General features: G+C 59.9%; 17 protein-coding genes. 8 read left to right on the forward strand and 9 right to left on the reverse strand.

Translation table 11 applies throughout. The features are described from left to right. The first annotated feature begins 2 nt into the window (after positions 1–2). The 4 genes from guaB (at position 3) to ABEL04_RS01030 (ending at position 8,446) form a co-directional block, all read left to right on the forward strand. Positions 3–1,529 carry an IMP dehydrogenase gene (gene guaB, locus ABEL04_RS01015; RefSeq protein WP_375800509.1) on the forward strand — a complete coding sequence of 509 codons (1,527 nt, stop codon included), beginning with the start codon at positions 3–5 and terminating at the stop codon, positions 1,527–1,529. Between the two features lie 33 nt (positions 1,530–1,562). Continuing rightward, the gene (locus ABEL04_RS01020; RefSeq protein WP_375800510.1) at positions 1,563–2,633 is read left to right on the forward strand and encodes a M24 family metallopeptidase; all 1,071 of its coding nucleotides are present in this window, start codon (positions 1,563–1,565) and stop codon (positions 2,631–2,633) included. A gap of 230 nt (positions 2,634–2,863) precedes the next feature. Then, positions 2,864–7,030: a S8 family serine peptidase gene (locus ABEL04_RS01025; protein WP_375800511.1), complete on the forward strand. Its 4,167-nt coding sequence runs from the start codon at positions 2,864–2,866 to the stop codon at positions 7,028–7,030. A 168-nt stretch (positions 7,031–7,198) separates the two neighbouring features. Beyond that, positions 7,199–8,446 (forward strand): hypothetical protein, encoded by a 1,248-nt coding sequence (locus tag ABEL04_RS01030; RefSeq protein ID WP_375800512.1) that lies wholly within the window; start codon positions 7,199–7,201, stop codon positions 8,444–8,446. Here ABEL04_RS01030 and miaA read toward each other — a convergent pair. The 4 genes from miaA to ABEL04_RS01050 all read right to left on the reverse strand — a co-directional run bounded on the left by miaA (position 8,431) and on the right by ABEL04_RS01050 (position 12,914). Beyond that, a complete protein-coding gene (miaA, locus tag ABEL04_RS01035; protein WP_375800513.1) occupies positions 8,431–9,354 on the reverse strand; it encodes a tRNA (adenosine(37)-N6)-dimethylallyltransferase MiaA in 924 nt (307 codons plus the stop codon). The two genes, ABEL04_RS01030 and miaA, sit on opposite strands and share 16 nt — an antisense overlap. 184 nt (positions 9,355–9,538) lie before the next feature. Beyond that, positions 9,539–10,306, reverse strand: a complete 768-nt coding sequence (locus ABEL04_RS01040; protein WP_375800540.1) for a bacteriorhodopsin-like — start codon at positions 10,304–10,306, stop codon at positions 9,539–9,541. Between the two features lie 297 nt (positions 10,307–10,603). Continuing rightward, positions 10,604–11,347: a lycopene cyclase domain-containing protein gene (locus ABEL04_RS01045; RefSeq protein ID WP_375800514.1), complete on the reverse strand. Its 744-nt coding sequence runs from the start codon at positions 11,345–11,347 to the stop codon at positions 10,604–10,606. Positions 11,348–11,384: 37 nt separating this feature from the next. Beyond that, the gene (locus tag ABEL04_RS01050; RefSeq protein WP_375800515.1) at positions 11,385–12,914 is read right to left on the reverse strand and encodes a phytoene desaturase family protein; all 1,530 of its coding nucleotides are present in this window, start codon (positions 12,912–12,914) and stop codon (positions 11,385–11,387) included. A 451-nt stretch (positions 12,915–13,365) separates the two neighbouring features. Between ABEL04_RS01050 and ABEL04_RS01055 the strand changes: the two genes are divergently transcribed. From ABEL04_RS01055 to ABEL04_RS01070, 4 genes are all read left to right on the forward strand, one after another. Next, a complete protein-coding gene (locus ABEL04_RS01055) occupies positions 13,366–13,992 on the forward strand; it encodes a cyclase family protein (RefSeq protein ID WP_375800516.1) in 627 nt (208 codons plus the stop codon). A 122-nt stretch (positions 13,993–14,114) separates the two neighbouring features. Then, entirely contained in the window at positions 14,115–15,326 is a 1,212-nt protein-coding gene (locus ABEL04_RS01060; protein WP_375800517.1) for a hypothetical protein, read from the forward strand. A 191-nt stretch (positions 15,327–15,517) separates the two neighbouring features. Next, positions 15,518–16,429 (forward strand): tyrosine-type recombinase/integrase, encoded by a 912-nt coding sequence (locus tag ABEL04_RS01065; protein ID WP_375800518.1) that lies wholly within the window; start codon positions 15,518–15,520, stop codon positions 16,427–16,429. Between the two features lie 343 nt (positions 16,430–16,772). Then, entirely contained in the window at positions 16,773–17,873 is a 1,101-nt protein-coding gene (locus tag ABEL04_RS01070) for a tyrosine-type recombinase/integrase (RefSeq protein WP_375800519.1), read from the forward strand. A gap of 12 nt (positions 17,874–17,885) precedes the next feature. Here ABEL04_RS01070 and ABEL04_RS01075 read toward each other — a convergent pair whose 3' ends face one another. The 5 genes from ABEL04_RS01075 to ribA are packed head-to-tail and all read right to left on the reverse strand — an operon-like array spanning position 17,886 to position 22,834. Next, complete coding sequence (locus tag ABEL04_RS01075) at positions 17,886–18,821, reverse strand: class I SAM-dependent methyltransferase (RefSeq protein ID WP_375800520.1); 936 nt, start codon at positions 18,819–18,821, stop codon at positions 17,886–17,888. Continuing rightward, positions 18,818–19,918: a glycosyltransferase family 4 protein gene (locus ABEL04_RS01080; protein ID WP_375800521.1), complete on the reverse strand. Its 1,101-nt coding sequence runs from the start codon at positions 19,916–19,918 to the stop codon at positions 18,818–18,820. The genes ABEL04_RS01075 and ABEL04_RS01080 overlap by 4 nt, the downstream gene beginning before the upstream one ends. Positions 19,919–19,949: 31 nt before the next feature. Continuing rightward, positions 19,950–20,321, reverse strand: coding sequence for a 6-pyruvoyl tetrahydropterin synthase family protein (locus tag ABEL04_RS01085; RefSeq protein ID WP_375800522.1), 372 nt, complete (start codon positions 20,319–20,321; stop codon positions 19,950–19,952). A gap of 37 nt (positions 20,322–20,358) precedes the next feature. Continuing rightward, positions 20,359–21,405, reverse strand: a complete 1,047-nt coding sequence (locus ABEL04_RS01090; RefSeq protein ID WP_375800523.1) for a zinc-binding alcohol dehydrogenase — start codon at positions 21,403–21,405, stop codon at positions 20,359–20,361. Positions 21,406–21,451: 46 nt separating this feature from the next. After that, positions 21,452–22,834: a GTP cyclohydrolase II gene (ribA, locus tag ABEL04_RS01095; protein ID WP_375800524.1), complete on the reverse strand. Its 1,383-nt coding sequence runs from the start codon at positions 22,832–22,834 to the stop codon at positions 21,452–21,454. Between the last annotated feature and the right edge of the window lie 361 nt (positions 22,835–23,195).

Genomic DNA, 23,195 nt, shown 5'->3' on the forward strand with positions numbered 1-23,195 from the left:
CCATGGAACAGACCGTGACGAATGGTGCCCTCGACGCTGCAGTCGACGATAAGATTAGGGCGGAGGGCCTGACCTACGACGACGTGCTTCTGGTTCCGGGGCACTCTAGTGTCATGCCCCGTGAGACCGACACTTCTTCCTGGCTCACCGAACGCATCAAACTGAACGTTCCCATCCTGTCGGCCGCCATGGACACGGTCACGGAGGCCGATATGGCCATCGCACTGGCCCGGCAGGGAGGAGCCGGTGTGCTGCACAAAAACCTGTCGATCGAACAGCAGGCCGAGCAGGTGCGGCGGGTGAAGCGCTCGGAGAACGGCATGATTCTCGACCCAATCACCATCTCTCCGCACGACACGGTGCGGGATGCCCGCAACATGATGAGCCACTACTCGATTGGGGGCATCCCGGTTGTGAACGAGTCGGATAAGCTCGTGGGCATCGTGACAAACCGGGACGTGCGGTTCGAACTTCAGGGCGACACCCCAATCAAGGAGATGATGACCGCGGAGGACCTCGTGACCGTGCCCGTGGGCACGACCCTGGACGAGGCCGTCGAGATCCTCCAGAAGCACAAGATTGAAAAGCTGCCGGTCGTCGACGATGAGGGATACCTGAAGGGCCTCATCACATTCAAAGATATTCGCAAACGGCGCAAGCATCCGGACGCCTGTAAGGACGACCACGGCCGCCTTCGCGTTGGGGCGGCGGTGGGCGTGACGCCGAAGGTGATGGACCGGGTAGCGGCTCTCGTTGAGGTAGGAGTCGACTTCGTTGTCGTGGATACCGCCCACGGCCACGCTGAAGGTGTGCTGGAGACCGTCCGGGCCATCTCTTCGCGGTTCGCCGGAGAGGTGGACATCGTCGCCGGCAACGTGGGCACCGCCGACGGAACGCGCGCACTCATCGAGGCTGGGGTCGACTGTGTCAAGGTCGGCATCGGACCCGGCTCCATCTGCACGACGCGGGTCGTTGCGGGGGTCGGCGTTCCCCAACTCACGGCTATCATGGAGTGCGCTCAGGAGGCCCGTCCGGACGGTATTCCCGTTATTGCAGATGGAGGCATCAAACAAACCGGCGACATCCCCAAGGCTCTCGCCGCCGGGGCGAGTGCTGTCATGATCGGCAGTTTGTTTGCGAGCGTCGAGGAAAGTCCTGGCGAAACGATTATCTATGAAGGGCGCAAGTATAAGAGCTACCGGGGGATGGGATCGGTGGAAGCCATGGACGACGGGAGCAAGGACCGGTATTTTCAGGACGCGGAAGACGACTTGCGAAAGCTCGTGCCGGAAGGCGTAGAGGGACGCGTTCCGTACAGTGGCACCCTCAGCGAAGTCGTCCACCAGATGAAAGGAGGACTACAGGCCGCGATGGGGTACTGCGGATGCGAAACGACTCAGGAGCTGTACGAGTCGTCGCAATTTGTCCGAACCACCGCGGCGGGACGTCGGGAGAGCCATCCACACGATGTGGAGATCACCAAGGAATCTCCAAATTACTACTCCGGTCCCGCGAAGGGAGGAGAGTAAACGGCACGACTTGCCCCCAACTCATCGCCGCCGATGGCCAACCGTCTCTCGAAGGCTCGGAAACGACTTGAGGATCTCGACGCCGATGCATTGTATCTTACGTCTCTTCCCGACATCCGCTGGACCTGTGGCTTTACGGGGTCGAATGGCATTCTCATCGTGGGACCGGACGCGTCTCACTTCGTGACAGATGGACGGTACACCGAACAGGCACGTTCTGAGGTCGAAGGGGCCACGGTTCACATTGCGCAGGACGGTTTGTCTAAGCATATCGCCGAAGAGGAACTGTTGGATCGGTTTTCGGAGGTCGCCTTTCAGGCTGAATCTGTGAGTGTCGCAACACGGGAGAAACTTGCCGACACCCACGATTCGGTGCAGTGGACCCCGGTCTTCGAGGTCTTGACGCCGCTTGTTGCCTCTAAGGAGGAATACGAGGTCCAGCGTATTCGTGCCGCCCAGTCGATTACCGAGTCCGTGTTTGATGACCTGCCTGCGCTCCTCGAACCGGGGATGACGGAACGGGAGGTGGGGGCCGAAATTGTGTATCGTCACCTCAAGCAAGGGGCCGACTCGATGTCGTTCGACCCCATCGTGGCTTCCGGCCCGAACGCGGCACGTCCCCATGCCCGTCCCACGGACCGGCCGCTTCGAGAGGGAGACCTAGTGGTCGTGGATATGGGTTGTTACCGGCAGGGATATGCCTCCGACATGACACGGACCCTAGCGGTCGGGACCCCGAGCTCCGCGGCCCAGGAGGGATACGAGGTTGTGCTACAGGCCCAGGAAGCCGCGTTGTCGGCAGCCCGAGCCGGCATGACTGGAAAAGAGCTGGATGGGCTTGCCCGAGATGTGCTTGAGGAGGCAGGCTTTGGGGAAGCGTTCTCCCACGGTCTTGGGCACGGCATTGGCCTGGAGGTTCATGAGTGGCCACGCGTCTCTCACTCGGTCGACCATGAACTCCCTGAAGGAACGTGCGTGACCATCGAACCCGGCATCTACGTACCGGAGGAAAATTTCGGGGTCCGAATCGAAGATATTGTCGTTCTCCGTCCGGATGGTTGCGATAACCTCACGCATGCTTCAAAGGAATTGCTTGTGATCTGAGACCAGTGAGAGCTTGCCCCATTCAATGTCTGTTATTGCATGTTAAACTGCTTGCATGCCTGCTGGTCCTTGCGGCCGTACCTGCAGCTGGGCAAAACACAACAGACTCCCTGGGTGAAGCCCCCCCGGTCGAGCTAATTGTCCGGCTCGCAGAGAATGCCCCTCCTTCCTTCGCACAGCGGGTACGCAATCCAGCCGCCAAGACGGGATCGGATTCTCTGCTCGCTGGGGTGCGTTCGTCTCGACCTACCTTTTCAATACCGGGGACAACGCAGAAGGAAGGGGGCACGGAGGCAGTTCCCATTCCGGCCCAGACCCTTGTTCTCCGTGATTCGACGGCGCTTGCAAACGTTCGACGCCGCCTGCGTCAGCGGTCCGAAGTCCGGTACGTGCAGTCGAACATTGCCTTCTCGCTGAACAGTTCTCCCGGACGGATTGCCGCGTCGGCACGCTCCGACTCCGTGCTCTCGTCCGAGAACGCGTTCTTGGACAGTCTGGACCACCTTTCCGTCATTCGGGCACCTGATGGATGGGACGTGACCACGGGCGATCGTTCAGTTAGCGTCGGGGTGGTGGACGCTGGCATCTATCTCCGCCACCCGGATCTTGCTAATCAATTCCAGGGCAATCCGGCGGAGGACCTCAACGACAACGACGTTCTGGATGCGAGTGACCGAAACGGAGTTGACGATGGCGGCAACGGGTACGTGGACGACGTTGTCGGCTACGACTTCGTGGATCGGCCTGGTGTGGCAAAGGAAGGAGAGTATAGGAATCGCGATCCCGATCCTTCTCCGGACTCGACAGGTGCGTTTTCGTTTCACGGAACGGCCGTGGCGGGCGTCATCTCGGCACGGGCGGCCGATCCGCAGGCTGGGATGGTCGGGGTGGCTCCTCGAACCCGCCTGGTCGCCCTACGAGCGTTTGGCGGAGATGGGTTTGGGCGGACCGACGACATCGCCGCTGCTATCGTGTACGGAGCGTCGCGCGGGGTGGACGTTCTAAACCTCTCGTTTGGCCGCTCACGGGCGGCCCCGCTGTTGGAGGAGGCAATTGAGTTTGCGGTGGATCAGGGAACGGTGGTCGTGGCTTCGGCCGGCAACGGTGGGGCCGTCGACGTTCCGCACTATCCGTCCGACTATCCCGAGGTGATCTCTGTGGTGTGGCTGGCGGAGGACGGCGACGACGTGCCCAATCCCAGCTTCAGCCAGCACGGAATTGGGGCCGATCTTGGAGCCCCCGGCTCGAACGTGTTCACGACTCTGTATCCTCGCAGGCGCGTCCTCAACGATCAGCCCATTCGCCAGAAAGATTTGTACGGATCCCTGTCGGGGTCTTCGTTCTCCGCTCCTCAGGTAGCGGGTGCCGCGGCTCTGCTCCGATCGGTCGATTCGACCCTGTCGCCCACCTCCATCCAGAGCATACTCGCAGGCACGGCCGCCGACATCGACGGGGTTTCGTGGGATCACACGACAGGTGCAGGCCGGCTGGATGTCGCTCGGGGGCTGCTCCGGTCCTATCCGGCCCGGACAACCTTGCTTTCCCCGGAGCACAACCAGGGAGTCCGAGGCAACGAGCCGGTCTCTGTGGTCGGCACCGCTCTCGATCCGAGCTTCCAGGACTACGCGCTGTACTACGCCCAGGGAACGCGAAATCTCGACGCCCGCCCGGACCCCTGGGTGCCAATCGCGGGGCCTATCGGGACCCGTGCGTACCGCGACACGCTAGCCAGATGGAACGTTTCGACGCTCCCGGAGGGCGCGTACACACTTCGCCTCGTCACTACGCTGGATGACGGTCGGACCGTGGAGGACCGCCGTCGTGTCGTCATTGATCGCACCCGGCCGGAGGCACGGGTCAAATTCCTCGGGGCAGGTCGCGTGGATGGCCGTTGGGGCGTCCTGGCGGACGTGGCTTCCGACGACACGGTGCAGTCCCGGATGCGAATTCGACTCCGGGGAGGTACCCATGTTGTTGAAGGCGAGTTCGAAACGAGCCGCCAAGGATTATTCTGGACCGACGAGAGCGGACTTGGGGGAACGGCGTCGGTCCGGATTACCCTGACAAACCGGAGCGGCCTCCACACTCAGGTCGAGCGGACGGTATCCGTTCCGCCCGACCAATCGAATTCCGCGCTGCTCCGGCGCGCCGAGACGGACGTGCCGAACGGGGTGCTCCTGCCGCACTCCACGGACTTCGATGGTGACCAGCTCTCCGAAATTGTCCTCACTCAGACCCGGAACGGGGGCCTTTCGGACACCCTCCGCGTTTTTGAGTGGTCGCCCTCGGGCTTCGTGTCGTCCGACACGTTGCTCGCCCGTCTTTTTCCGAAGGATGTGGGCGATACGAATCTGGACGGCCGCAAAGAGCTGCTTCTCCAGGTCGGAGGGGCTACTGTGCTTCTTGAACAGCGAACAGCGGACGGCGGGCTTCCTAACCAGATCGCCTATGCGGACACGACTGGCGTGTCGGGAGCTCGAGAAGGCCCCTCCATCCATGGTGCCCTGCTCACTGATCTGGACCGCGACCGCCAGGGGGAGATTGTCGGCAACTGGAAAAAAGACGACACCTCACGGACTAAGTGGCGAGTGTTGGAACGACGGGACTCCGGGTTTGAACGGGTTGATCAGCTCGAGTACCCAACGGACCGGACTCGCTCCGGCCAGCCGCAGCGCGGGTCTCCAAATGCTGCATCTGGCGACTTTGATGGGGACGGCCAGCGGGATCTTCTGGTGGGGGATCGGGACGGGAACTGGGTCATCTATGAGTCGACCGGGAACGACGAGTTCGAGGTGGCCTGGACCTACGAAACACGCCGGTTCGGGACGGACACGCGCTTTGCCGTAGGAAATATCTTAGGGGATCGCCGTCCAGAATTCGTGACATTCAGTACGTTCGACCCGCGGTCCCAAGAGGGAGGGGAGTTTGAGCCTGCGATCAGCTTCTACCACGTCTGGCGTGCCGTCGGGGACGACACCTACGAGCGGGTTTACCGGCTTCCGGTCGCGGGTCCCCGTCCGTCTGCTGGAGGGCTCACGGCTGCCGACTTCACGGGGGATGGCCTTGAAGAGGTAGCCATCGTGCATCCTCCATCGCTCATCGTTTTGGGAAGGTCGGAGCAAGGGGAAATGAACGTGCTTCACCACCGCCGAATGCGACCGTCGGTCCGGGGGCCGTCCATCGTCGCCGAAGACTTCACGGGGAGCGGTACGCCCTCGCTCGTGACGTCCTCTTCCGGGGACTCTCTACAGCGGTACGTCGTGAACCGTCCAGGCCTTCGTCGGCCGCCGCCCCGGTGGGTTCGAGCCCGTCCTGCAGGGGCGTCATCCAGTCGCCTCTCCTGGCGGGCCCCAGAGGCCGACTCAGTAACCGTCTACTCGGGGACGCCTGGGGCAACACTGGGCCGTGAGGCGGTCACCTCCGATTCTTCGATTGTCGTCGAGGGGTCTGCACGCAAGCGGTTTGCACTGCGGGCATGGCGGGATGGTCAGCTGTCCACATTCTCTTCTGACCGGCAGGTTCGCCCCCATGCTCCCGCAACGGTCACGCAGATCAGCTACCCGGAGCCAGCTACCGTTCGGCTTCGCTTCACCGAACCACTTGCCCGATCAGTGCGTCCCGACCAGTTCCAACTGCGGTCGCATGGGGCGCCTCGTTCGGTCCTGCGGGCCAACGGGGGCACGGGTCTCCTCTTGCGGTTCCCAGATACCCTCGCCGGGACGAGCAGTACGCTCACATGGACCGGTGTGACCGACACTTCAGGGCTTGCGGTTGGCCACACGCAGGCTTCTGTTTCGCTTCCAGCCCCTTCTACATCGTCATTGTTTGTCAAGGACTCAAAGATCACGGGCGAGCAGCGTGTCCGCCTCACGTTCAGCGCTCCCCTCGATGGAGATGCGGCCCGGGACCCCACGCACTACAACGTTCGTCCCCGGGGCTTCGTCGAAGACGTACAGGCGAACGGCTCCACACCCACCACGGTGACGGTTCTTCTCGACGATGTGGTGGCAGGAGCAACGGGCGAGGAAGCAGTCCTTGCCGTTACGTCGATGCGTAGCGCTCAAGGTGCCTCCCTGGCGGATGAGGGGGCGACTGTGCGGCTGACACAACCGGCCGACGATCTCAGCAACGTCTTTGTGTATCCGAACCCGGTTAAGCTTGCTAAGCATGACCACCGCCTGACGATTGCTGGTCTTCCAAGAACCGCAACGGTGCGCATTTACCATCCGTCGGGGCGTCTGGTGGACGTGCTCTCGGTCAAGAATGGTCGCACTGGGGGCACGACGTGGGACCTCACGAACCAGCAGGGCGAGCGTGTCCCCTCGGGGATCTACCTGGTGCGGGTCGAGGCGCCCGGTGCCTCCTCTGTCCTGAAGAAAGCCGCTGTGATCCGGTAGTCGGATGCCGTAACAGGCCGCCCCTGTCACAGCACTATCTTTCCGCGAGCACTGTGGAAGCCTCTCGTTTTTGCTGTGCGTCTTCCCTTCTTTCGGAGGCTGGACCGGTCCGCTCAGCTTCTTCTGCTTAGCACAGGCCTGCTTCTACTCCTGTGTCCCGTCTGGGCCATGCATCCTCCGCTATGGCCCCTTCTCGTAGCCTCCTCTTTTTTGAGTTGCGGTGGACTCATTTTACTCTGGCGGCGCGATCCGGTCTCCAGACGCGAGGTGCTGTGGGGAGGACTCATTCTCCGCCTCGCATTCTTTCCGCTCCTCCCAGAACTGACCGACGACCCGTTCCGCTACATTTGGGACGGTTGGCTCCAGATAGAGGGAGTGAATCCGTACAAATTTGTGCCCTCCGATCCGAGCCTTGAGGGCTTCCAGGACGCGGAGATCTTCGGCAAGCTCAATTCGAAAGAGTACTACAGCATTTATCCGCCCCTTTCTCAGATCCTCTTCGGAGCTGGAGCCCTTTTCTACGATGGTGGCTGGACGACTTCCTATTACGTGTTGAAGGGCCTCTTTGCGGCGGCGGAGTTTGGGGGCGTCTGGGTGTTGTCCCGCCTCACATCGGCCCGCAACCTGATGCTATACGCGTGGAATCCACTCGTACTCATCGAAACGGCGGGGCAGGGCCACACCGAGGCCCTTCTCATGCCTCTCCTCTTCACCGCGCTGTGGGGGGTGAAAAAGAAACGGGGAGGGATCGCCTCAGCGGCCATTGCTGGGGCTGGTCTGGTAAAAATCTATCCGTTTGCGCTCGGGCCGTATTTGCTCCGCCGGTTTGGATGGCGGGCGGTGTGGCCTGGTGCGCTCGTCGTCGCGGGCCTATGCATTCCTTACGCCGCTCCGTACACGCTTCCCCACATCAAGGCCTCCGTCGACCTATTTGCGGAGCTGTTTGAGTTCAATGCAGGCCCGTACTACTTCCTGAAGCACGTTCTCTGGGTGTGGACCGGGGCAGACTGGAGCAAAACCATTGGTCCAGCCTTTCGGGGTCTTTTCCTCTTGTCGCTTCCTGTTCTGTACGGCCTCGATGCGTGGAAGGATTGGTCCTTTCGCCGGGCGTGCCTCTTGCTCCTGGGGACATTCCTGGTTCTAAGTACGACGGTGCATCCGTGGTATCTTCTCCCTGTCGTCGGACTCGGAGTCATGGGGCCACGCCCGTCCTGGCACTGGATTTGGCTGGGCGTGTGCTCGATCGGGACGTATCTGTTTTACATCGACGGCTCGTACTGGATCTGGATCTGGCTAGGGTGGGGCGGGGCAGGCCTCCTCGTGCTGGGACTGAACGGGCTCGCGCAGTTCCCATCTCACATCCAAGAAGCGGTGGGTCGGTTGACCGGAGAAACAGGTTCTCAGGCCGATATCTGAGAAGGCTCGAAGCGCCGGAGCACGTCTTCCGGGGTTGTTTCGGAAGCATCCACCCAGTTGTACTCGTCGTACCGACGAAACCACGTGAGCTGTCGCTTGGCGTACCGGCGGGTATTTCGCTTGACGTGCCGAACCATTTCGTCGTATCCGATCTCCCCTCGCAGGTGTTGAATGGGCTCCCGGTACCCAATGGTACTCAGAGGGGGTTCGTCCAGCTGCACCCCTTCAAGATCCATCACTGCTCGGACCTCCTCAAGCAGGCCCTCCTCGAGCATCCGATCGACCCGGCGGTTGATGCGGTCGTACAACCGTTCACGGTCTCGATTTAAGACGACCGTGACGTATTCGAAGGGTGGGTCTGGCTGGTTCTCGTAGTAGTGCGAAAGAGGCGTTCCTGTGCCATGATAGACTTCAAGGGCCCGGATGACACGATGGGTCTTAGTCGGATCCGTTTGATTTGCCTGTTGGGGGTCCACCTCCCTTAGCTCTTCGAAGAGGGCCTCCTTGCCTTCTCGCTCGAGACGCGTTTCGAGACGCTCGCGCACCTCGTCGTCCACATCCGGAATGTCGGCGAGACCGTACTGCAGGGCGTGAAGGTAGAGGGTGGCCCCCCCAACGATGAGCGGGCGCTTTCCCCGGTCAAGAATATCGCGAATGCGCTCGTTTGCCTCCTCGGCGTAGGTGCCAGCCGAGAAGGGCTCGTGCAGGGTACGCTCCTGGATAAAGTGATGAGGCACCCGGTCGAGGGCCTCTTGGCCCGGGGCAGCCGTTCCAATCGTAAGTTCCTCATACACCTGCCGACTATCGGCCGAGACAATCTCAGCGTCCAGTTCTTCGGCAATCTTGAGGCTGAAGTCTGTCTTCCCGACAGCTGTGGGTCCCGTAATGGTAAGAAAAGGTCCAGCCACAGAGGAATCCTCGTTTGTCATGACGGAGAGCGACTTTGGTACATCTCCCCAAATCAGCCCAATACAGAACCCCCGGGATCGTTTCTGAACTTTCCCCCGATCTGGGTCCAGGCAAATAAAAATCCCCGTCGCCGGTTGCCCGACGACGGGGAAGAACCCAAACTCGGCGTGGAGAGAGGCACCGCTAGGTAGTTGCCGCGGGCTCGACCATCGTGTCCACGTTGTACCCTTCCTCGACGGACTTCTGCTTGGCAATGGCGTAGATGAGCACGCCATAACCCGCCTTGGCGGCAACGTCAGCAATCGTGTATCCGACCTGAAGCGTCACCAGCGTGCCTGGTGCCTCCGACGGATATCCGCTCACGAACATCGGAACCATGTACACAATTGGGTACCAGCCCCAAGTCAGGAGCAGAAGAAGGCGCGCATTACCGAGCAGCGTCGCAACCTCGCCTGACTGCCGATCAAGGACATCGCCTAGGCCCGCGAACAGCTTGTAGAGGACGTAAATGAAGGGGAGGGTACTAAGGAAGCCCCAGAGGCCTCGCTGGCCGATGAGGGCGGTGCTTTCGCTCATTTCGCCTGGGTACCCCAGCGCAATCATGAGCGCCGCTGCAAAGCCAAGTTTTGCGGCGAGCGGCCCACTCTCTCCTTCTGGTAGATCCATCACGAGCACCAGCTCAACCGTAAGCAGAGGGACGGTGAGGAGCCAGTCGACGTACCGGTAGGCGTCGTTTAGAGGTTTACCGGTTGGTTCGTAGCTAAACCCTGCTTGGCTAAGCTGGTAAGCACCTTCAAAGCTGTTGAAGATTCGGAAGTAGTGGTATCCAGCGATGAATACCACAAGTGCCGACACCATCATTGAAATCCGATACTTCGGCGCCAGATTCCTCTGCGCGAGGACAAAGAAGACGAACGCCGCCGCCATGGTCGCGATGGTGAACGAGAGCATGTTATACACCAGAGAGTACTGTCCTGGTGTAAGAGTAGGGAGATCCTGTAGCATGGGTGTTGTCTGGTTGTTGGGTGATTACACGGAGGAAACCGTTCCCACTACGGAAGCGCTTCAATAGCAATTCCGTAGTTCGGCCTGCGAATCTACACGAACATAACCCACAAGCAGCATGCTTGTCAACGAGAGATACCATAGAATCTCCCCGAGAATTGTGATGCAGGGGTTATATGTCATAGAACCTCGCCCGGAGAATGACTGCTAGATGACAGCCGAAACTGAGCTCCTGGTCGAACGTCAAAGGCGTGCTTCTTCTACGGCCACCGCCTCGTGGGAGCCATAGAGGAGAAGGAGAAGGCCCTGCGTTACAAGGAGATTGGTCAGCAGAAAAAAGGTTGCTTCTTCCACTGGGAGGCCAAACGCCTTGATTCCGATCGTGTGTTTGGGGGAAATCGTCCAAATGTTCTTGTGAATGGCCGTGGCGTCGGCAACCCACAGGTAGAGGGTTGGAATGCCGGTTGCTCTCAAGAGGCAGGACCGATACGACCACAGGGTCTCTCCGTCGTAGAGCCACATTCCGGCAAGAAGGGGAGGGGCCCATATCAGGATGAGGGCCATGTACAGGGTTTGAGGACGGCCATCCTGAAGAAAGAAAAGCCCCATTCCGGTCAGCACCGCGAATGCACCTGCCCCGGTCCAGGGCGCGTACCGAGATGCCTTTCGGGGAGGCGATGCCCATCTGCCAAGGTACTGGTAGAGGAATAGGCCGGTCAGTAGCGGCTGGAGCACGAAGAAGAGGTACTCCTCAACGGGCACGTATCCAATCGTGGCAAGGACCCGGTCGGCCCCGTACCACCAAATGTCCTTGGCAACGAGATAATTGTCCCACGGAGTGGTATACGTGAGGGCAATAAGGCAGATGAGGGGAACTCCAAGAATCGCCCGTGTCCCCTGAGCACTCCTTGTGGGGAGTTGAGGAGCAAGGAGCATCAGGAGAATGGGCGGAAGCAAGAACGTGAAGTGAAAGGTGAGGTAGGTCATTCAGGCAAGTTTCGCAAGAGAATTCTGCACGAAGCCGTCATCCTAAGTGGCGAAGCAGGGCCCGAGCGGCGTTGCGCCCCGAAGCGCCCATGATTCCGCCTCCGGGATGCGTGCTCGCTCCGGTCATGAACATGTCGTCGACAGGGCCCTCGTACGACGAAAGCCCCAGGGCAGGACGGGCGGCAAACATCTGATCTAGGCTCATTTCAAGGTGCATTACGTTTCCTCGGTAGAGCCCCAGGTGTTCTTCCAGCCACTTGGGGTGTTGGAAGAGCTGGCCGACGATCGAGTCCCGAATCCCCGGCGCGTAGGTCTCAAACTGATTGATGAACCGGTCCGCAACTGCGTCTGCAATGTCCGGCCACGTCGCGGACCCGTCCAACTCGTACGGAAAGTATTGGCCCCACAGCCAGAGCACCTCGCCGCCGGGCGGTGCCAGCGAGTCGTCGGCCGCTGAGAACGTCATACCTATAAGGGGTGGATCCGTTGCGGGCCGGCCCGACAGATGGTCCCCGTAGGCGCTGCGAAGCTGCGTCATGTCTCGGCACAGCAACTGTAGTCCCGTTCTGGCCGCGTCCCCATCTCCCGCTTTGTAGCTGACCGGCGAATCGAGGGCAAGCCGGAGCATCGCCCCGAAGCCGTTGCCGATTCGCAGCCCGTCCGCAGAGTCCGGGCGGTGTTGCTGGGGAAGCAGGTGGTCGAACGTCTCTCTCGCGTGTGTGGCAGAGCAGACTGCTCGCGCCGTGTAGCTTTTCCCGTTCAGTCGTACGCCGCGCGCTGTGTCCCGGTCGACGAGAATCTCGTCCACGCGGGCTTCGGTGTGGATGTCGCCACCGTGCGACTCGATGTGATTCCGGAGGGCCTGCGTGAGCATCCCCGAGCCTCCCTTTGGTCGGGCCACGCCTCCTTCGTGGTAGAGCGGATGCCACAGCGCGAAGGGACCGGTCAACGGCTCTGTGGGTGGGGGGCCAGATTGAGCCGCCATCCACGCGATGGCGGTTCGGAGTTTTTCTTCTTCAAAGTACGACCGTAGGACCTCCTGATAGGGACGGAGAATGTGCCGGAGCTCCTTCTGCCAGGGGAGAGGGGACGTTGAGCCCGTGATCATGCGCTTTCCGACCTCAATCGGGCTCGGGGGCGCAAGGAAAATGTCCCGCATTGTCCGGGCAAACCCGGTCCAGTCCTCGACAAATTGTCGATAGGCCTGCCCTTCACCGGGGAAGAGGGCCTCGATGTGGTCGACTGTGCGATCGAGATCCCGGTAGAAGTAGATCACGTCCCCGTCGGGAAACGGGGCTACGAACATCGGATCGAGCTCAATGTAGGTCAGGCCGTACTGCTCCAGTTCCAGTTCTTCGACGATTGGGGTCTGGCGAATCAGGATGTGTGCACTCCCGCCAAGGTCGACCTGGAACCCTGGAAAGAGCTCCTTCGTGGATACTGCTCCCCCGACGATGTCCCGCTGCTCGAACACCGCGACGCGGTACCCGGCTTGGGCGGCGTACGCACTTGTGATGAGGCCGTTGTGGCCAGCGCCGATGGTTATGAGGTCGTAGTCGGTAGCCATGAAACACGAGGATGGCACGGGACGGAATGAGCGGTCGCCTTCTCCAATGGAAATGATAGTTACGAGATGTCACTTTCGCAGCTGATCCTGGGGACTTTCCGAAACCGTTGTCTCCTCTGAACGTGGGAATTAAGGCGCAGTGAAAGACAATCCTTCTGGCGGCCAGCGCCCCTTCACGCACTGGTTCCCTAAGATTTATTCGCCGGCCATGAACTGGATTTACCAGATCCTCAGCTTCTTCGTTGCCTTCGGGCCAATCATTTTGGGAACACTCCTCTGGCATTTCATCTGGAGCGATGACTCCGGCTCCTCAGGCGGACCTCCCGGAGGACCAGAGTGGCATCCCGCCCCACCACCTCCCTCATTTTCGGGGGACCGACGTCCCCGGCAGGACAGTCCTGTGCAAAGCCCTGAACTGCCAGAACCCAAGCAGGCGTAGCTCGTCGTCCCCATGTCCCTTCTCGACATCTCCCGGTCAATCTCTCCCGCCACGGCCGTCTGGCCGGGCGACCAGAGCGTGGAATGGACGTGGACCTCTCGGCTTGACCAGGAAGATGCCTCCGTCAATCTGGGCGCCGTTCGAATGAGCACTCACACCGGGACCCATGTCGATGCTCCGCTTCATGTTTCGAGCAAGGGCCGAACAACGGACGAGTTGCCCCTGTCGGTCTTCGCAGGGCCTGTGGACGTTGTAGCCGTTCCGGATGAACCAGCCGTGAGCCCCGAGCATGTGGCAGGCGTGACCGCTGAGCGCGTCTTGTTCAAGACATCGGCGAGTGCGCTCCCGGACGACGAATGGCCCGATTCCATTACCCCTATTGAGGCCGAGACCATCCGTGCGCTCAGCAATCGGGACGTTCTTCTCGTGGGGACCGACGCCCCCTCCGTTGACCCGTTGGATAGCACTGCCCTTCCTGCCCATCAGGCGCTTCTCGACGCCGATATCGTCAATCTAGAAGGCCTACGCCTCGGTCACGTGCCTGCCGGTCGCTACTACCTAATGGCTTTTCCTTTGAAGCTTTCCGCGGCGGATGCTGCCCCGGTGCGAGCCGTGCTGGCGGATTCTGACCCGGAATAGTCCCGCTCTACCGTTCCTAGGTCGGATGTATCTGGGGTCTTCAAGCAGATTCCCTCATCGATCTGCCGGATCCGTCGTACATTTCCCCATGGCGATCATCCACGCACTAATCTGAACCCATCATGGACCTCTTTAACCGCGCTGAGCTCAAACGCCTCGCTGAGCTCCAGGATGACCTCTGCATTTCCCTGTACATGCCCACGCACCAGGTTCGCTCTGACTGGTCACAGAACACGACCCGATTTAAGAATTTGCTCAGTGACGTCCAGGCCCAACTCCAGGAACAGGACTACCGGGAGGCGGGCACCGAAGAGATTCTTAGTGAGGCCCGCGCGTTGCTAGACCGGCCCGGCTTCTGGCGAGACCTCAGCGATGGGTTGGCCGTCTTCGTCACAGGCGAGACCACCGAAATCTACCGTTTGCCTCTGTCCTTCGATGAGATTGCGATTACGGACGACCATTTCCACCTGAAGCCCCTCTTTCCGCTGATCGCGGCCAACAATCGCTTTTACCTGCTCTCGCTGAGTCAGAACGACGTGCATCTGTACCAGGGGACCCATCAGGCCGTCAGTGAGGTCGAAGCGGCCGAGATCCCCTCCAGTATCGTCAGCGCCATTCAGCAGTACGAAGAGCCGACGGGCGGTTTCCGTACAAACACTCAGGGGCAATCTCCCTCGCGGGACGCGGGAAACACGGACCGGGCACACCAAGGCCAAGGGGCAGAAGACGACCTGAGCGGGGAACCGCAGGATGAGATCAAGCGATTCTTCCGCAAAATCGACGAAAGTGTTTCGGATTATCTCGGTGGGGAGGATGTGCCCCTCGTGCTGGCTGGCGTATCCGAATACCTTCCACTGTACAGAGAAGCGAACAGCTACCCGCACCTTATTGAAGACGAGATTGTTGCGGGAAATCCAGAGCAGCCTGACGCGGAGGAATTGCACGCCAACGCCTGGGACATTGTGGAATCGGTATTCCTCGAGCAACAGGAGGAGGAGAAAGACCGGTTTGAACAACTCTACTACCAGAACGGGGATCTGGCGTCCGATGACTTCCACGAGATCATCCCGGCTTGCGCCTACAGCCGAGTCGAGACCCTCTTCGTACCTGTGGGCCAGCACCGATGGGGACGCTTCGATCCTGAGACGAACACGGTGGAGGTCCACGATTCCAAGCAGGCCGGGGATGGGGATCTCCTCAACTATGCAGCGGTGTCGGCCTACCGAAATGGAGCGACCGTCCATGCGCTCCGCCCTGAGCAGATGCCGGGTGGGCGGAGCATCGCAGCGACGTTCCGATACCGGGCGGACGTAGCGGCCGAAGAGAGCGGCTAGGTCCACCATCTTGAGAAATGAGAAACAGGCCTGGTCGCTTCAGGTCGGCTATTTTTGCTGGGAGCAACATGTATGTAAAGATGCTTTTGACTATTGATAACAAAATTTATCACGCAAATTCCTCGGGGCCTTGACGTTCCGCGAGCTTTGTTTTTTATAATAACTGTTATCAATAATTAGGCATTCACGTCATGCCGATACTGAAACGCTTTCTCGAGGGAATTGCGTCTCGGCACACTCGCAGAGCCTACCGCACAGATCTGCACAACTTCTTCGGCCTTCAGGACGATGCTGATCTCGGTGCGGCCCAGATCGCGAGTGTGTCGAGGACAGATGTGCAGACGCATGCGCGCTCGCTCCAAGCGGACGGCAAGTCGAGTTCAACGCTGCGGCGACGCTTGTCGGCCCTTCGCCGGTTCTTCGACTGGGCTGTGGACGAGGGACTCTCGGAAACCAATCCGGCTCGCGCAGCGCGGATTCACCGTTCTGATTCTTCGGACGAAAGTCGCCAGACCGATCAGGAGCGATCCGTGCTTTCCAAATCCGACGTTGAAGACCTGATTCATGCAGCCGATGGTGCAGGGGCGGCTGCACGTCGAAACCGCGGACTACTGCTTACAATCTTCTACGGGGCGCTACGCCGTTCGGAGGTGGCAGCAATGGACGTGGACGATGTTCGTCCGCTGGGGCGCCACTGGGTGATCGACGTACCGTTGGGGGACGGTTTGTCGGGCGGCGCATATGTGAAGGTTCCGGAGACCGTCGTAGAGGCGATTGATGCGGTCCAGTCCCGGTATGGCATCGACGAAGGCGCGCTCTGGCGGTCTCTCAGTAATCGAAATCGGGGTGCGCGGATGACGCCCGACGCAATTTACAAAGTCATGCGCCGGACCGGTGAACGAGCAGGCCTCAGCACGGTGACGGTCGAGATGCTGCGACAGACGGGGCTCCGACTCGCGGTGGAGGCCGGGGCGTCGCTGCAGCAGGTGCAGTTGCATGGACGCCTAAAGTCGGCGAACTCCGTCGAGCGACTCGTGGATACCGACGGCCAAGAGAATCATCTCAGTGAGAGCGCCGCAGACTTTCTCAATCTCGACGTATAATTTTTTCTTAGCCATGAGCGTAGATGAACGGTGGGTAGAGATTGAGGGATGGGACCGCTATGAGGTCCCGAATTACGGGCGTATTCGCGTCTCACCATGAATTATTTTGGTCCTGATCCGCCACCCGCTGAATGAAATCTAATAAGCGTTATGTTTCATAATTTGTGTTCAGAGCGGACTAGACGATTCAGGTTCCTTTTCACCGCGAACTGGAGAATTCCGCTGACGAGAAAACGTTTTTGACGCGGTGAGCCCGTCCGGAACGTTCGCTGCGCTTTCCGTTACGGGCTATAGATCGGCGCAAACGCACTCGTTCGATAACGACACTTGTCCCTCGACTGCTATGTCGCAGCCCGGCCCGGATTCGGAGCTCCCGGTCGCAAATACCTCCGGCGATGCCCAACCCTCGGGCGACGACGCTGGCGATAACATTTCCCGACGTGGCGCCGATCAACTTCCATACAATGCTCCCGATGACGAAGACGGATCGATTGATTCCGATCAGACGCTGGTCCGTCGGTGGCTCGCCGAAAAGAGTCCGAGTACGCAGGAGGACTATGCACGTGACCTCGAGCAATTCGTCGACTACGTCGATCTCCCGCTCCGGTACGTCACGCTTGGTCACTTGCAGGAGTATCGGGAGCACTTAGCCGATCAGGACTACGCCAAGTCGACGCAGAAGCGAAAGCTTTCTGCGATCAAGAGCATTTTTACGTTTGGAACAGAGCTGCGCTATTTCGCGCACAATGTCGGCGCTGCGCTCACGACGCCCCGATCCCGAAATAACCGCGCAGAACGAATTCTCTCGGAGGCCGATCTGTGGGCCATTCTTCGGGACGAGACGAATCTGCGTAATCACGTGCTGCTCCGCCTCTTTTATGCCTCCGGCGGCCGCGTGTCCGATGTTGTGGATCTGCGCTGGCACGACCTGAAAGACCGGCCGGAGTTAGAGGGCCCTAACGGACGCCCAGGCGGTCAGGTGACGTACTTTGGGAAAGGCGACAAAACGAGAGCAGTGTCGCTTTACAGCAAGGTGTGGAGCCTCATCGTTCGTCTTCATGAAGAGGAACAGGAAGCGGGCTTCGGTGCGCCCGACGATCCTGTCTTTCGGTCGCGGAAAGGCGGGTGCCTATCCCGAACCCAAATCTGGCGAGTCGTGAAGAAGGCGGCGACGCGGGCTGGGGTCAAGCTGACGGAGAGAACCGACGCGGACGGAGCTGTTAAACGGGACGAAGACGGAAATCCCATCATGGTCTCCAAGGTCTCGCCACACTGGTTCCGTCACGCCCACGCATCGCATGCTTTGCAGAAGGGGGCGGATCTCGAACTCGTCCGGGAGACGCTTGGCCACGAAAGCATCGAGACGACGAAAACATACCTGCATGCGCAACCCGGAAAATCCTCTTCCTACTACGTCGACAACGCTCCCGACTACGACGGGTAGACGGCTCCAGCGTTAAGGATTGCGGGCCAGTACGTCGAGCTGGTGAGCAATGTAAATGAGCTCACCATCATCGATCTGATGACGGCGCTCAGCGATCCAGTTCGTAAAGACATCGGGGTCGAGCGCCGGATGCCCGCGGAGCTCGTTCTCGATGAAGTGCAGGACGTGGTGTAGAAAATAGGCCTCGTCGCCCGGATAACCATCCTCACGGGCGAAGACGACCCAATCGGAGGCCCCAGCTTCACGCAGGACCGCCCCGGCATTCCGAAGATGGGTCAAGAGCCGGCGCCCGCACCGGGGACCGTCCGGCCCTCCCTCCTTGCCCGCAGCTTCAGTCATGCTCTCATGGTAGAGGCGTTCGATCTTTGCATCGAGCCCCGCGTCGATCGTGGGCTCGAACGCCGTAACACCGTCGAAGTGAATAGGCAAATACCACAGCCCACCCTCTTTGAGAGAGGTTCCAAGGGCTCGTAGTGCCTCTTGAGCGGGCAAGAGGTCGAAGAGCGCCTGACCGATGATCGCGTCGTAGAGGGACCGCTCTCGTTCGGCCACGAAGTCGAAGAGATCGGCCGTCGCGAATCGAAATGTGACCGTGAGAGCCTCCCCGTTCCATACCGATCTGGTCACCCCTCCCTCTCCGGTGATCGTGTACCCATGATCACCCATCCACGCCCTCAGGCTCGCTGTGGCCACCTCAATATTTTCGGCCTCAATATCGACGAGTGTATAGTCGACGGCGTCAACAGATTGCTTTTCCAATGCCCCGATGACTCGCTCAGCGGTGGCCCCCACGCCCGCACCCACTTCCAGGATCCGTGTGGAAGCCCCCGACCGACCTGCGAGACTGCCAACGAATTCGGACCAGACCTGCCGGTCGAGGGCCCGGGCATCGACGGTCTTTTTTGCGGTTAGATACCGGGAGTAACTATACGAATCGGGTTCGGTCACGAAGACGCTACTGGCTGTGAGGAAGAGGCCGCGGGGAGGCGGTCGAGAAAGGAAGCGATTCGGCGGCCTGTTTCGGCCCAGGTCGGGGTCGATCGGTAATAGGCGATTGCTGCGCGCCCCATGTCGGCCAAACAGTCGCGGTTGAAGTGCCACTCGTCGACAGCGTCGGCGATCCCTGCGGCCGTCTCCGCAAACCGGCCGTTCTCGCCGTCCTGAACAATGTCGCAGACCCCCCCGTTGGGACTTGCGATTACGGGTAAGCCGTGTCCCATGGCCTCAACATAGACAATTCCGTATCCTTCGTAGGCCGACGGCACGGCCAGCACGTGCGAACCACTGAGGCGACGCCGCAACTCCTCGTCTGTCAGTTGCCCATGCAGAGAAACCCGCGTAGGGTCGCTGAGGCGGCGAATGTGGCGGCGAACGGTCGTCGCGTACGAACGATTCGCCGACAGGTCCCCGACGACGTCCAGACGCCACTCTCGGCACTGGGCCCGACCGAGGCCTTCGATGAGAAGGTGGAGACGCTTTCGAGGAATGAGATTGCCCACGTAAAGCACACGAAGCGGTCCCTCCGAGGTCGCCCGCTCGGAAATCATCTCAGCTGACGCCGAGGGCCCAAACCGGCGCCCGCTGGGTCGGGCAACGACGCAGGGCCGTCTCCCAGCCAGATGCTCCACGGATTGCCTCGTCGTCTGACTGTTGTAAATTCGCGCATCGGTGGCCTGAAGGTACAGTCGCTCCAGGAAGCGCGACGCACACTTTGAATAGCGGGACCGCGGCTCCTTCGCACGCAGGTGGTGAACAATCGTAACGATTGGGGCGTCGATAGATCGTCGCAGCCACCGGTTCCCGAAGACAAGCGAAGCGTGGTTGAGTTCGTCCTGCAGAAGGACATCAAGATCGGCTGACGCCAGCCGACGCCAAAACGAGAGGTTGAAGTTTTCGGTCAGTCGCAGCGGGTAAGCGCGCTTGGGTTGACTGAACACGATTACCTCATCGCCCCGAGCCTCCAGATGTTCAATCAGTTTTCGGTCGTAAAGGTATCCTCCGGAGACCTGGCCTAAATCGCCGTATACGGCAATTCCTACACGCATTGCGGATGCCTGTACTGCTCTGAGGGATGCACTACGCGGTGTAGGACGCCCAGGCCTGATCGTCTTCCCAAATCTTTACCGTAACGCGGTCGAGCTGTGGGGCGTCAAGTCGCTCCTGAAAAGTAGTGCAGAAGATCCGTGAGAAGTGCTCGATGCTCGGATTCAACCCCTCGAACTCGGGCAGATCGTTCAGTGTCGCGTCGCGATACCGGTCCACAAGGTCGTCGAGAATGTCCTCAACCTCGACAATATCGACGAGATACCCATTACTAGTCAGTTTGTCCCCCTCCAGCAAAACTTCGGTTTCGAAGTGGTGGGAGTGCCATTCGTTCTCGGGACCGCAGTTCGGGACGGTGAGGTAGTGCTGGGCCACGAAGTCCCTGCGAACCATCAACTGATACATTGAGACAGGTCAGGATAGTTCAAGAAGCGACGTCAAACTATTCGTACTCGAAGATCGGCTGCAGCATCGGAGATTCGGAAGCCAGTTTTTCGTAGACGTGCGGGGCCTGCTCGATGGGAAACTGATCTGTGATGAGCTGGCTGGGTTGCACGCGGTCGAGGAGCCCTACCACCACGGACATCCGTCGTGACTTCGACCATCGACCCTGGTATTTTGGGGCAACGGTGCTCACTTGGCTTGAGACGATCTGGATTCGGGAGCGGTGAAACCGACCTCCCAAATCAATGGGAGCCCTCTTGGTCCCGTACCAAGACCCGACTACGATGCGCCCGTCAAATCCAGTGTGGCGGATCGCATCGTTGAGGGCAGACGGTTGCCCGGCGAGTTCGTACGTGAGGTCGGCATTTGCTCCTTCCCGGTCGACCGACGGGCTCATGGGGAACTCCGAGGCATTTTCCAAATCGGACGCCGAGAGCGTGTCCAGGGCCTCCGTGGCCCCCATGTCTTCAGATCTGGCCCGGCGGGAGGGCAGAGGGTCGACTGTGACCAATGTGCCCAACGGAAAATCGGCCAGGAGCCGCGTCGTGAGGAGTCCAACCACTCCCTGACCAAGCACGAGCACCATTTCCCCAATCACCGGGCGACCGTCCATCACCAGGTTCACGGCCGTCTCCAGTGAAGGGAGCATGACGGCGTCGGTCAGGTCTGCGGAGTCAGGGAGCGGCACGAGCGCCTCAACGGAAGAGACGAATCGGGAGACGTGCGGCTGAAACGCAAACACGCGAGTTCCCCGCCAGGTCTCGTCCACCTCCGCCCCCAGTTTGTCGACCTCCCCGACGCACGCGTATCCGTAGGAAATCGGGTAGGACAGCTCTTCTCCTTGCAGTGCGTCGATAGATGTGTCAGCCTCGAGATTGTCAGGCACGTTTCCTTGATAGATCAGCCGTTCGGTGCCTGGACTGATTGCAGAGAACCGAGTGCGCACGCGGACTTCTCGAGCGTCCGGACGCGGAGCGTCCTCGGTGATGACCTCTGCGCTTTCGGGGGACGGAAAACGGACCCTGTGGCGGGAAGCGTTTGCCATCGGGGGACGGGCTTGAAGGGTATACGGAGGATGAAGAGCAGCGTGCTCACACCTCTTCCTGCTGCTCTGTGGAAGGCCACACCGGATCTCCCTCAAGGATAAGATCCTCCCCGTACCACCGTCGCTGTACGTTCTCCAGCCGCGGGAAGTCCTCTCGGCCAAGGGAGGACGTCGCATCGTCGGGCAGGACGTCGCCAACGGCCGATCGTCCCCCGACGAACATGGGGGCGATGGTCAAAATGGCGCGTTGTGCCTGCTGGTGTCGGAGGAAGTTCGTGAGGACCTCCGTGCCCCCCTCCACCATGAGGCTAGTCACGCCACGTTCTCCGAGCGCCTCTAGAAGCGAGTCTAAGCACACTCCCCCACCGGGGGTGCACGGAAGCTGCACCACAGTTGCACCACGGTCCTCGAGCGCCTCACGACGCCCTTCGTTTGCATCGGGGCCAGTGAAGATGAGGGGATCCGGTCCCTCGCATTCGAGCAGGTAAGCGTCCAGGGGAAATCGTAGCGAGGAGTCGAGAACGACTGGAACGGGATGGGTTCCTGAGCTACGTCGGACGTTGAGGCGGGGATTGTCAGCCAGTACCGTGCCAATCCCCACGAGAATTGCGTCGTGCAGTCCCCGGAGGCGATGTGTGAACCTGAGGGCTTCCTCCCCACTAATGGGCAACGGCTCCCCGGACCTCGACGCGATGGATCCATCGAGGCTCTGGGCATAGGTGACCGTTACGAACGGGCGCCCCGTTTCCTCGAAATGCTGCGCGGCACGCTGCTCTAAGGAGTGCAGAGAACTATCGTGGGCGTTCTTACGCACCTGGCCGTTTGCGGGACCCAGGTCCAGGATGTGACGCATCCGATTGACTTTCGTACGGAGATAGTCCGCGTTGTGCCGGTTCACATGAGGCTCCAGTGGGACACGCTCCGCGATCTCGGTGCCGTATTCATTGAGACTCTCAACCTTCGCCGGATTGTTGGTCAGGAGCCGGACGGACGAGACATCGAGATCGTCAAGGATCATCGCCGCAATCGAGTAGTCGCGTTCGTCGGCGCCGTGGCCGAGCATCCGATTTGCCTCGACCGTATCGTAACCCTCGTCCTGAAGGTTGTAAGCACGCAGTTTGCTGAGCAGGCCAATTCCTCGACCTTCCTGTCGGAGATAGATGATGATGCCTTCTCCCTCCTCCGCGACCTTTCGCATGGAGGTATTCAACTGCTCTCCGCAGTCGCATCGGAGTGAACCAAGGACGTCCCCCGTAAAGCATTCAGAGTGCACGCGGACGAGAACCCCATCCTTTCCACTTACGTCCCCACAGACAAGTGCAAGGTGGTCTTTGTCATCATTGGTGTTCTGGTAGAGCACAAGACTGAATTCTCCATCAGCCGTAGGAATGCGGGCGCTTGTGCGACGGTCAACCGAGGGGATTTCCATGTCAGTGAGAAGATCGTACGGTCATGGAACAGCGAAGATGCTCAGCAGGAGGAACCTGCGATGCTAGATATGCGGAGGTAGATAGCCAAGCAAAATACCCAATTGCCCACATTGGAAAGCGGAATCGAAATGACCGGTTCCCAGTCGACATTTTTGACGAGGCTCTGTTACGGCATTGGTAAGACTACAGACAGGCGTACGCGTGCCACTCCTAGATTGTGTCGTCACGATTTTCAACCGCAATAACAGAAACTTGCTTTCAGGTCAACCCCGCATCAGAGAACGTATGAGAACAAATTATAAAGAAATCTTTTCACATAAGGGTTGTAATTTCTGTCCACCGATCTTAGAACATCACAGA

Source organism: Salinibacter sp. (assembly GCF_042218895.1).
GTDB lineage: Bacteria > Bacteroidota > Rhodothermia > Rhodothermales > Salinibacteraceae > Salinibacter.

What these genes read in the sequence shown, in the direction of transcription:
- ABEL04_RS01060 (WP_375800517.1), top strand. Translation starts at nt 14,115, where the DNA reads ATGGACCTCTTTAACCGCGCTGAGCTCAAACGCCTCGCTGAGCTCCAG.
- ABEL04_RS01065 (WP_375800518.1), top strand. Translation starts at nt 15,518, where the DNA reads ATGCCGATACTGAAACGCTTTCTCGAGGGAATTGCGTCTCGGCACACT.
- ribA (WP_375800524.1), bottom strand. Translation starts at nt 22,834, where the DNA reads ATGGAAATCCCCTCGGTTGACCGTCGCACAAGCGCCCGCATTCCTACG.
- ABEL04_RS01040 (WP_375800540.1), bottom strand. Translation starts at nt 10,306, where the DNA reads ATGCTCTCGTTCACCATCGCGACCATGGCGGCGGCGTTCGTCTTCTTT.
- ABEL04_RS01030 (WP_375800512.1), top strand. Translation starts at nt 7,199, where the DNA reads ATGCATCCTCCGCTATGGCCCCTTCTCGTAGCCTCCTCTTTTTTGAGT.
- ABEL04_RS01070 (WP_375800519.1), top strand. Translation starts at nt 16,773, where the DNA reads ATGTCGCAGCCCGGCCCGGATTCGGAGCTCCCGGTCGCAAATACCTCC.
- ABEL04_RS01085 (WP_375800522.1), bottom strand. Translation starts at nt 20,321, where the DNA reads ATGTATCAGTTGATGGTTCGCAGGGACTTCGTGGCCCAGCACTACCTC.
- ABEL04_RS01045 (WP_375800514.1), bottom strand. Translation starts at nt 11,347, where the DNA reads ATGACCTACCTCACCTTTCACTTCACGTTCTTGCTTCCGCCCATTCTC.
- ABEL04_RS01090 (WP_375800523.1), bottom strand. Translation starts at nt 21,405, where the DNA reads ATGGCAAACGCTTCCCGCCACAGGGTCCGTTTTCCGTCCCCCGAAAGC.
- ABEL04_RS01020 (WP_375800510.1), top strand. Translation starts at nt 1,563, where the DNA reads ATGGCCAACCGTCTCTCGAAGGCTCGGAAACGACTTGAGGATCTCGAC.
- ABEL04_RS01080 (WP_375800521.1), bottom strand. Translation starts at nt 19,918, where the DNA reads ATGCGTGTAGGAATTGCCGTATACGGCGATTTAGGCCAGGTCTCCGGA.
- ABEL04_RS01055 (WP_375800516.1), top strand. Translation starts at nt 13,366, where the DNA reads ATGTCCCTTCTCGACATCTCCCGGTCAATCTCTCCCGCCACGGCCGTC.
- ABEL04_RS01050 (WP_375800515.1), bottom strand. Translation starts at nt 12,914, where the DNA reads ATGGCTACCGACTACGACCTCATAACCATCGGCGCTGGCCACAACGGC.
- guaB (WP_375800509.1), top strand. Translation starts at nt 3, where the DNA reads ATGGAACAGACCGTGACGAATGGTGCCCTCGACGCTGCAGTCGACGAT.